This is a genomic window from Vibrio sp. V08_P9A1T1, assembly GCF_963874405.1.
Lineage (GTDB): Bacteria > Pseudomonadota > Gammaproteobacteria > Enterobacterales > Vibrionaceae > Vibrio > Vibrio anguillarum.
In genome coordinates this window covers 1-10,057 of sequence record NZ_CAWNIB010000036.1, presented here as the reverse complement: position 1 = coordinate 10,057, position 10,057 = coordinate 1, and the positions used below count along the sequence as shown (strand labels likewise).

The following is a 10,057-nucleotide window of genomic DNA, read 5'->3' as shown; positions in this document are numbered from 1 at the left end:
TTATTGACCTTGAATTTACAATTGCCAGCCTCATCTTACTAGCAAATCATCCTTGGTTGCACACTCTGTGTGTGAATGAAAATAACTCAGATGTTATGGAGCTAGTATGAGCGAAACGGCTACTACCAATAAAGAAACTCGTGGTTTTCAATCTGAAGTCAAACAGTTACTTCATCTTATGATTCACTCTCTTTATTCCAATAAAGAGATCTTCCTTCGCGAATTAATTTCAAATGCCTCTGATGCTGCGGATAAACTTCGTTTTCAAGCGTTGTCTAATGCCGATTTATATCAAGGTGATGCCAACTTAGGCGTTAAATTATCGTTTGATACCCAAGCGAATACGCTGACCATTTCAGATAACGGTATTGGTATGAGCCGCGAAGATGTCATTGAACATCTCGGTACGATTGCAAAATCCGGCACAGCGGAGTTTTTCTCTAAACTATCCCAAGATCAATCTAAAGACTCTCAGCTTATCGGTCAGTTTGGGGTGGGTTTTTACTCGGCCTTCATCGTCGCTGATGCGGTCACTGTAAGAACTCGCGCTGCGGGTTTACCCGCTAACGAAGCGGTTCAATGGTATTCACAAGGTGAAGGTGAATATACAGTAGAAAGCATTAATAAAGAGTCTCGTGGAACCGATATCATTTTGCACATGCGAGAGGAAGGCAAAGAGTTCCTTTCTGAATGGCGTCTGCGTGATGTGATTTCTAAATATTCAGACCACATTGGAATTCCAGTTTCTATCCAAACCAAAGTTCGTGATGACGAAGGTAACGAGACTGAAGAGACCCAGTGGGAACAAATCAACAAAGCACAGGCGTTGTGGACGCGTTCTAAGTCAGAAATCAGTGATGAAGAGTATCAAGAGTTCTATAAACACGTTTCCCATGATTATGCTGACCCACTGGTGTGGAGCCATAACCGTGTAGAAGGTAAAAACGATTATACCAGCCTACTTTATATTCCAGCGAAAGCACCTTGGGATATGATGAATCGTGATCATAAATCAGGCTTGAAACTTTATGTTCAGCGTGTATTTATCATGGATGATGCTGCGCAATTTATGCCGTCCTACTTGCGCTTTGTACGTGGCTTAATCGACTCAAACGATTTACCGCTTAATGTTTCACGCGAGATTTTACAAGATAACAAGGTGACTCAATCATTGCGTAATGCTTGTACCAAGCGTGTATTGACCATGCTTGAACGTATGGCGAGCAATGATGCTGATAAATATCAAACCTTCTGGAAAGAGTTTGGTTTGGTACTCAAAGAGGGGCCTGCAGAAGATTTTGCTAATAAAGAGAAGATCGCCAGCCTATTGCGCTTCGCCTCGACCGAGGTTGACTCAGCAGAGCAAACGGTTAGTTTAGCGGCTTATGTTGAACGGATGAAAGAGGGGCAGGATAAAATCTACTACCTCACCGCCGATAGCTATGCAGCGGCCAAAAATAGCCCGCACCTAGAGCAGTTTAAAGCCAAAGGTATCGAAGTTATTTTAATGTTTGATCGCATTGATGAGTGGTTGATGAATTACCTCACTGAGTTTGATGGAAAAATGTTCCAATCCATCACCAAAGCAGGGCTAGATCTGAGCCAGTTCGAAGATGAAGCGGAAAAAGAGAAGCATAAAGAGACTGAAGAAGAGTTTAAATCGGTGGTTGAACGTACGAAGCAGTACCTTGGCGATCGTGTCAAAGAGGTTCGAACTACCTTTAAACTGGCAAGTACTCCAGCGGTTGTTGTGACCGACGATTATGAGATGGGTACGCAGATGGCAAAATTGCTTGCTGCGGCTGGTCAACCGGTACCAGAGGTGAAGTATATTTTGGAACTTAACCCTGAACATGCGTTAGTGAAACGGATGGCCGATGAAGCGGATGAGCAAGTATTTGGTCGCTGGGTTGAAGTTTTACTAGGTCAAGCGACGCTTGCTGAGCGTGGTTCGATGGAAGATCCGTCACAATTCCTAACCGCAATTAATCAGCTTTTGACTAAGGTTGAATAGCTAACTGGCTAACAAAAAGCTCGCAACTGCGAGCTTTTTGCTTTGAATAGCGATTCTCTGCTGAGAACGAGCGATATTTTAGGCAAACTTGCAGCGAACATCCGGCCAAGATTATATTCTTTAGTCTTAATCTGGTTAGTCGCTTAAATTTGTATGTTAGAATGCATCGCTTGAATGCGATCGGTAAGCTGTGTATGTTGCTCGCCGAATTATTATTCACTCATCTCATTACCGTTATACCGAAACTTACCGTTGGTTTTAAGTCTCATCTGGTTGTGAGCTTCGGTATAAATCATAATTTTCTAAAGAGGATTAAACATGCGCATCATTCTTCTAGGTGCTCCCGGTGCAGGTAAAGGCACTCAAGCTCAATTCATCATGGAGAAGTACGGTATTCCACAAATCTCTACTGGTGATATGTTACGTGCTGCGATTAAAGCAGGTACTGAACTTGGCAAAAAAGCGAAATCAGTGATTGATGCTGGTCAACTTGTTTCTGATGAAATCATCCTTGGCTTAATCAAAGAACGCATCACCCAAGCCGATTGTGAAAAGGGCTTTTTACTCGATGGTTTTCCTCGCACGATTCCTCAAGCTGATGGCTTAAAAGCAATGGGTATTAATGTTGACTATGTGATTGAGTTTGATGTTGCCGATGACGTTATTGTTGAGCGTATGGCGGGACGTCGTGCTCACTTGGCTTCTGGTCGTACCTACCACGCCATTTACAACCCGCCAAAAGTGGAAGGTAAAGATGACGTAACAGGTGAAGATCTTGTCGTTCGTGATGATGACAAAGAAGAAACCGTTCGTGCTCGTTTAGGTGTTTACCACGAGCAAACAGCGCCACTGATCACTTACTACGGTAAAGAAGCACAAATGGGTAATACGAAATACCTAAAATTTGATGGCACTAAGCCAGTTGCTCAAGTTAGCGCTGATATTGAGAAAGCATTAGCATAATTGGCTCAGTATAGGCTTGTTAACTTTGTTATAGTGAAAGCGACCTAAAGGTCGCTTTTTTTATGAACTTTCCTGCCGCGAATTCGTACTCAATAATTAACAATGAAATGGATGAATGGAAGTAATGCAAAATAATCAAAAACAGGGTGTGCTATTGGTTAACTTGGGAACGCCGAGTGAACCGACGGCATCGGCAGTAAAACGATTTTTAAGCCAATTTTTACATGACCAACGTGTGGTTGATATGAATCGTTGGATCTGGTGTCCATTATTACATGGTGTGATTCTTCCGCTGCGAGCCCCCAAGGTTGCTAAGTTATATCAATCTGTTTGGATGGAAGAAGGCTCTCCTTTGATGGTGTACTCTAAACGCCAAGTGCAAGCGTTAGAACAGTATCTCGGTGCACCAGTGGAACTTGGTATGACCTATGGTTCACCAAGCCTTTTAGAGGGTATCAACGCATTATTGGAGCGTGGTGTTGAAGAGATTGTGGTGCTGCCTCTGTACCCTCAATATTCTGGTACTACTACGGCTGCCGTGTTTGATGGCCTTGCCAAAGCGATGAAACGTATGCCTGTGACGCCCAATTTACGTTTTATTCGTGATTATCATAATCACCCTGCTTATATACGATCTTTGGCGAGTAAAGTCCGTGACTCTTGGCAACGTAACGGGCAAGGTGACTATTTGCTTTGTTCCTACCACGGTATCCCTAAGCGATACGCCGATAACGGTGATATCTACCCACAGCACTGCCAAAAAACCACAGAACTTTTGGCACAAGAACTTGGTTTGAATGCTGACCAAATCGGCATGACTTATCAGTCTATTTTTGGACGTGAAGAGTGGCTACAGCCTTATACGGATAAAACATTAGAGGCTCTGCCAAGCCGCGGTATTAAAAAGTTGGATATCATCACTCCCGCCTTCTCGGTGGATTGTTTAGAAACCCTAGAAGAGATAGCTGAGCAAGGTAAAGAAACTTTTATTCACGCTGGTGGAGAATTGTTTACCTACATTGAGTGCCTAAATGATTCGGCAATGCATATAGAAATGATGGCTTCCTTAGTTAAGCGCTGATGAGTTGAATTCTTTTCTAGTACAAAAACGGTCACTATAGCGTGACCGTTTGTCATTATTATTCTTGAATTACTACTAGGTATATTTGAAGCTAAACCAACTGAGTTTGTTGCTCTTCAATTTCTTCAGCGTAGCTTGTCGCTCTTTCTGCACCGTGCATCCAACGGACGAGCGTGTTAGAGCACAACAGTAAAATGACGCCGCCAATGGTTGCTGTTACTGCAATACCGCTGAAGATAGCCATCGCACCAAGCTCTCCCACATGAGAACCTACATGGCCTGCTACATAATTCGCGATTGCGTTACAACCGAACCATGCTCCCATCATTAATGAAGCAAGGCGTAGTGGGGCTAGTTTAGTGACAAGCGATAGACCAATTGGTGATAGACACAGTTCGCCCAAGGTATGGAAGAAGAAGGCACCGACAAGCCATAGCATTGATGTTTTTACGGTAGTGTCACCACCTTGCTCCATAACCGCACCAACCATGCATAGGAAGCCTAGGGCTAAGAAGAACATCGCTAATGCAAACTTCATTGGCGAGTTTGGTTCACGCTTACCTAATTTTACCCATAATACGGCTAATACAGGGGCAAGAGTAATAATGAAAAATGGATTTAACGATTGGAACCAAGCCGCAGGTATCTCAAAACCGCCCATCATACGATCAGTGTATTGCTGCGTGTAAATGTTCATTAAACCACCAGCTTGTTCGAAACCCGCCCAGAAAACAATAGTAAACAAACTCATCACAAGGATAACTTTGATACGATCTACTTCTGCTTTCGTTAGTGGTTCTTTATTTGCTGATTTTTTCAGTTTTAGATCGCGCTTAGCTGCTGGTTCGCGGCCAATATTACCAAGCCATGATTGAGCCATTGCCATTTGCATCACAAGGCTGATCAGCATACCAATACCAGCGGCCACAAAACCGGCTTTCCAACCAAATGAGTTAGTAACTGAACCAGAGATCACACCAGCAAGTAGCGCACCTAAATTGATCCCCATGTAGAAGATGGTGAACGCGCCATCACGACGGTTATCACCTTCATTATATAGGTCACCAACCATTGTTGAGATATTGGGCTTAAATAGACCGTTACCACAGATAAGCAGTGCAAGGCCTAAATAGAAAGTGTGTAGAGAGCCAATGCCTAGCACATCTGCAGGTAGTGCTAGCGTAAATTGGCCAATGGCCATTAACGCTCCACCCAATAAAATAGAACGGCGTTGCCCAAGGTAGTTATCTGCAAGGTAACCACCAATAAGCGGTGTGATGTAGACTAGCCCTGTATAGGTGCCGTAAAGATCGAGTGCATCTTTAGTCGACCAACCTAGACCGCCATTCATCGTTGCGTCTGTAAGATAAAGTACCAAAATGGCGCGCATCGCATAATACGAAAAACGCTCCCATAGCTCTGTGCCAAAAAGTAAAAATAGGCCCCTTGGGTGCCCAAAGTATTGATGTTGGTTTGTCATAAGAATTATTAGTATTTGAGATGAGAAAAATTGTGCTTTAGATATACATGGGCTTTTAGCGTATCGCAATGAGTAAAATCAGTATTTTATTCTGGCATTATTAACTAACTCATTGTTTTTGAAATGCATGTCTATCAATACTCAAAGTTTTGTTGCGTTATGAAAACTTATCTTTCATTACTGATTATTTGAATTTGCCTTGTTCGGACATTAAGGGTTTATTTTTATGTTCAGTTTATTAGCCGTTTATTGAGGAGGAGGATGGTGTTAGGATTCAAGAAAAAGAAAAGCAGTAGCTAGGAATAAAATGAAACGTTGGTATTTGTTGTATTGTAAACGTGGCGATCAGAGGCGTGCTAAAGCACACCTTGAAAACCAAGGTGTCGAATGTTTCTACCCAGAAATTGAACTAGAGAGAATTCTTCGGGGTAAGCGGCAAGTTGTCAAAGAGCCACTTTTTCCCTCCTATATGTTCATTTACTTTGATTTTGAAATTGGCCCAACCTTTACCAGTGTGCGCTCCACTCGCGGTGTGGTTGATTTCATCCGATTTGGTTCACATCCGAAGGAGTTGGACAGTGATTTGATCGAGGAATTGAAGTTACTCGACCAGTTAAAATTACCGGTAGCATCGTTCAATATTCCAGAAAAAGGGCAGGTAGTTCGACTTAAGGGTGGGCAGTTCTCAGGAATTGATGCCATTTATCAAGAGCCCGATGGTGAGACGCGATCTATTATGCTGGTTAAAATGATCAGCCAAGTGATACCGATGAGCATTGATAATAAGCATTTAGAATTAGATTCGTGATTGACTCTCTACAGTAAGCTCTTTAGACAAATAAAAGGCGCATTTTGCGCCTTTTATTTGCTTTATTAGCCAGCGTTTTGGTTAGTACGCTTCATTATGCACCTCTTTGACAGCTCGGCCTGACGGGTCAATACAATTTTTAAAGGATTCATCCCACTCTATTGCTTTGGCGGAAGAACAAGCTACAGAAGGACCTCCAGGAACGCATTGTGCAGCAGACTCTAATGGGAACAGCTCTTCGAAGATCTCGCGGTAAACATACCCTTCTTTTGTCGCTGGAGTATTATATGGGAAGCGGTATTTTGCTGTTTCCATCTGTTGATCGGTAACTTTTTCTTCAGCAACACTCTTTAGTGTGTCAATCCAGCTATAGCCCACACCATCGGAAAATTGCTCTTTTTGACGCCAAGCAATCGAGGCTGGCAGATAATCTTCAAAGCACTCACGTAGAATGTGTTTTTCCATCTTGCCATTGCCACACATTTTGTCAGCAGGGTTAAGCCTCATTGCAACATCAATAAACTCTTTGTCTAGGAAAGGAACGCGTCCTTCCACTCCCCAAGCCGCTAAAGATTTATTAGCGCGAGCACAGTCAAACAAGTTCAACGCCAGCAGTTTACGCACAGTTTCTTCGTGGAATTCTTGCGCGTTTGGTGCTTTGTGGAAGTATAAGTAACCACCGAAGATCTCATCCGCTCCTTCGCCGGAAAGTACCATTTTGATACCCATAGCTTTGATTTTCCGCCCCATCAAATACATCGGAGTAGAGGCTCGAATTGTCGTCACGTCATATGTTTCAATATGGTAAATAACATCACGAATAGCATCTAAACCCTCTTGGATGGTATAAGTCATTTCGTGGTGTACAGTGCCAATTTTTTCAGCCACTTCACGAGCCGCTTTAAGGTCTGGAGCACCGTCTAAACCCACCGCAAAAGAGTGAAGCTGTGGCCACCATGCTTCTGATTGTTCATCATCTTCAATTCGCATTGCGGCGTAACGTTTCGCAATGGCTGACGTAATTGAAGAGTCCAATCCTCCAGAAAGCAAAACACCGTAAGGTACATCTGTCATCAGTTGGCGCTTAACGGCCGCTTCTAATGCTTGTTTTAGCTCTTCTTTACTGCTGCTATTGCCTTGGACTGCAGCATATTCATTCCAATCTCGAATATAGTAGCGCTGTGCGCCTGCCTCTTTCGAGCTGTAGTAACTACCAGGAGGAAATTCACTGATAGTTTTGCAAATGCTTACCAAAGCTTTCATTTCGGATGCAATGTAGTAGTTACCGTGTTCGTCATGGCCTTGGTAAAGAGGAATGATACCAATATGGTCACGCCCGATGAGGTACTCATCTTTTTCTTCATCATAGAGCACAAAGGCAAAGATGCCGTTGAGTTCTTCAAGTAGCGCGGCACCCATGTCTGCATAAAGCGCTAATATCACTTCGCAGTCAGAGTCGGTTTGAAAATCGTATTTGCCTTGGTAACGAGCACGAATTTCTTTGTGGTTATAAATCTCACCATTGACCGCTAATATGTGCTTTTTATTTGGGCTGTAAAGTGGTTGTGCGCCGCTGTTTAAACCGACAATAGAAAGGCGCTCATGAGCCAAGATTGCTTTTTCTGAAGCATAGATGCCAGACCAGTCAGGGCCGCGGTGACGCATTTTTTTAGACATCTCTAGCGCTATTGGGCGTAACGCTGTTGCATCACTTTTAATATCAAGAATGCCAAATATAGAACACATACAACTTCCTTTTGATGATTTTTAATCTGTTGGACCTAATTTGCCATTCTGGTTAAAAAAAGCAACCATATGGTGTCGTTAATATCACATAATACGTATCTTGGTGAATGTAATTTAAATAATTCTCACTTTATATGAATTTTTTCTATTTGTTTTCTATTTTTGAGCGATGGTGGGTAAATTATGCCCAACTAAGCTCTGGGGCCGTATTGAGTTGGGCATAGAAATGACAATGTTTTACCTAAAAATTGCGATGGCTTACCTAGACATTATTACGGTTTAGTAAAATTAGGTTGGAGTTGTTTACATACGTGACGGGCAAAACCGCTACCCGCTTCGCTATAGATGTTGAATGCTGCATCAACACCACTTTCCAATAGTGATTCCAATTGGTCTGGGTATTCGGCGATGGCTGCGATTTGTCCTTTAAAATTACGGTGTTGTAACTGCGATAGTGCGATTTGGTTACCTTGATGATGCGGCATAGCAAGTAGTACGAGTTTTACATTACCAGTGTCTAGAATACGCTCCCAAAAATCAGGGTCGGTTGCATCACCAGCAATAACATTGCGCCCTTGTGAGCGGTGATCATGAGCAACCTCTTCTCGGACTTCTATGCCTAAACTTATTTTGCCATAACGAGAGCGCAACTCATCATATGCACCGGTACCGATGCGGCCCATCCCTAATATGAGTACCTGGGCATGGCCTGGATTAATTAATTGATCTTTGGTGTTGAGTTTTTCAGCGGCATGTTCTTTTAGCCATTGCCGTGAATGTTGATAGAGTTCATGGCCTTTACGGCTTATTGGGGCTGCGATTACAAATGAAATGGATACCGCAATGGCCAGTGCGACCAATATATCACCCGACATCCATCCCATTTTGAAAGCAAGTCCTCCCACAATCAGCCCGAATTCACTGAAATTGAATAAAGACAAGGTGGCTAACAGTGAGGTTCTCACTCGGAATTTAAAGCGGTTGAGTACCCAAAAATAGAGGATACCTTTGATGGGAAGCAGCAGTAAGAGCAACAATGCGAGCGCAAACCCAGTCATTGTGGGCTGTTCTGATAGTCCAATATTGAGGAAAAAGCAGACGAGAAACAGCTCTTTTAGATTAAAGAGTGATTTTGACAGCTCAGATGCTTTGCGATGGCCTGCTAGCAGCATGCCTAAAATCAGAGCACCAAGATCGGGTTTCATCCCAACCAATTCAAATGATCCTGCTCCGACCACTAAGGCAAAAAATATACCAAACAGAACAAGCATTTCACCGTGACCAACCCAGTCGAGCAGTTTGTAAAATAGTGGCCGCATAAAGGGTAGGATCAATAAAGTGGCAGCGTACCAATGAGGAAGTTTTCCTGTCGAGACGGTTAAAAATATGACAGCAAAGATATCTTGCATCACAAGAATACCGATGGCGATAGTGGCGTATGTCGCGTTCATTTCTCCTTTCTCTTGCAGTGATTTCACCGCAAAAACAGTACTGGAGAATGACAAAGCAAAACCAAGCAGAACTAATTGTTCAATTGACATGGAGGCCAGAGAGCTAACCCCTAAATATTTGAATATCAATAAAGCAATGCTGAAAATCCCTGTCGAAAGGAGGTTATGAACCGTGGCACCAGCCCAAATCTCTCTCGCAAGTAAGGTTTTAATCTCTAGCTTAAGTCCAATTGTGAACAGCAATAAGGTAACCCCTAGATCGGCTAGGGTCAGGATGGTATCGCTGCTGTGGTAGCCAGCAGCATTAAGGCCAAACCCAGCAACTAAAAAGCCAACCAACGGAGGTAAATTGCATTTCAAGGCAATAAACCCTGCGAAAAAAGCCGTTGAAATTAGGATAAGTTCCATAAATTCCTTTAGTAATGCTTTGGTTTAAAAATAATGTTTTGGTTGTAAAAAAGGCTGTGTCATGACGACACAGCCTTTTATTATAATTCAATCGGTTGCTTAATCG

7 protein-coding genes are annotated in these 10,057 nt (G+C 42.9%); 4 read left to right on the top strand and 3 right to left on the bottom strand.

Going from position 1 to position 10,057, the window contains the following annotated elements; genetic code table 11:
• The first annotated feature begins 106 nt into the window (after positions 1-106).
• From htpG to hemH, 3 genes are all read left to right on the top strand, one after another.
• Positions 107-2,014 carry a molecular chaperone HtpG gene (htpG, locus tag AACT21_RS02235; protein ID WP_013857307.1) on the top strand — a complete coding sequence of 636 codons (1,908 nt, stop codon included), beginning with the start codon at positions 107-109 and terminating at the stop codon, positions 2,012-2,014.
• A 318-nt stretch (positions 2,015-2,332) separates the two neighbouring features.
• Positions 2,333-2,977, top strand: coding sequence for an adenylate kinase (gene adk / locus AACT21_RS02230; protein WP_013857306.1), 645 nt, complete (start codon positions 2,333-2,335; stop codon positions 2,975-2,977).
• A gap of 115 nt (positions 2,978-3,092) precedes the next feature.
• A complete protein-coding gene (hemH, locus tag AACT21_RS02225; protein ID WP_094164548.1) occupies positions 3,093-4,058 on the top strand; it encodes a ferrochelatase in 966 nt (321 codons plus the stop codon).
• Positions 4,059-4,149: 91 nt separating this feature from the next.
• Here hemH and AACT21_RS02220 read toward each other — a convergent pair whose 3' ends face one another.
• Positions 4,150-5,538 (bottom strand): peptide MFS transporter, encoded by a 1,389-nt coding sequence (locus AACT21_RS02220; RefSeq protein WP_094150907.1) that lies wholly within the window; start codon positions 5,536-5,538, stop codon positions 4,150-4,152.
• 307 nt (positions 5,539-5,845) lie between these two features.
• Between AACT21_RS02220 and rfaH the strand changes: the two genes are divergently transcribed.
• On the top strand, positions 5,846-6,346 hold the full coding sequence (gene rfaH, locus AACT21_RS02215) for a transcription/translation regulatory transformer protein RfaH (protein ID WP_013857303.1): 501 nt from the start codon (positions 5,846-5,848) through the stop codon (positions 6,344-6,346).
• Positions 6,347-6,427: 81 nt separating this feature from the next.
• On the opposite strand, the gene asnB is transcribed toward rfaH, so the two are convergent.
• Together asnB and AACT21_RS02205 are read right to left on the bottom strand one after the other, a co-directional pair.
• Positions 6,428-8,092, bottom strand: coding sequence for an asparagine synthase B (gene asnB, locus AACT21_RS02210; protein WP_094164547.1), 1,665 nt, complete (start codon positions 8,090-8,092; stop codon positions 6,428-6,430).
• 272 nt (positions 8,093-8,364) lie between these two features.
• Positions 8,365-9,951 (bottom strand): cation:proton antiporter family protein, encoded by a 1,587-nt coding sequence (locus AACT21_RS02205; RefSeq protein ID WP_017045500.1) that lies wholly within the window; start codon positions 9,949-9,951, stop codon positions 8,365-8,367.
• Between the last annotated feature and the right edge of the window lie 106 nt (positions 9,952-10,057).

What these genes read in the sequence shown, in the direction of transcription:
- htpG (WP_013857307.1), top strand. Translation starts at nt 107, where the DNA reads ATGAGCGAAACGGCTACTACCAATAAAGAAACTCGTGGTTTTCAATCT.
- adk (WP_013857306.1), top strand. Translation starts at nt 2,333, where the DNA reads ATGCGCATCATTCTTCTAGGTGCTCCCGGTGCAGGTAAAGGCACTCAA.
- hemH (WP_094164548.1), top strand. Translation starts at nt 3,093, where the DNA reads ATGGAAGTAATGCAAAATAATCAAAAACAGGGTGTGCTATTGGTTAAC.
- AACT21_RS02220 (WP_094150907.1), bottom strand. Translation starts at nt 5,538, where the DNA reads ATGACAAACCAACATCAATACTTTGGGCACCCAAGGGGCCTATTTTTA.
- rfaH (WP_013857303.1), top strand. Translation starts at nt 5,846, where the DNA reads ATGAAACGTTGGTATTTGTTGTATTGTAAACGTGGCGATCAGAGGCGT.
- asnB (WP_094164547.1), bottom strand. Translation starts at nt 8,092, where the DNA reads ATGTGTTCTATATTTGGCATTCTTGATATTAAAAGTGATGCAACAGCG.
- AACT21_RS02205 (WP_017045500.1), bottom strand. Translation starts at nt 9,951, where the DNA reads ATGGAACTTATCCTAATTTCAACGGCTTTTTTCGCAGGGTTTATTGCC.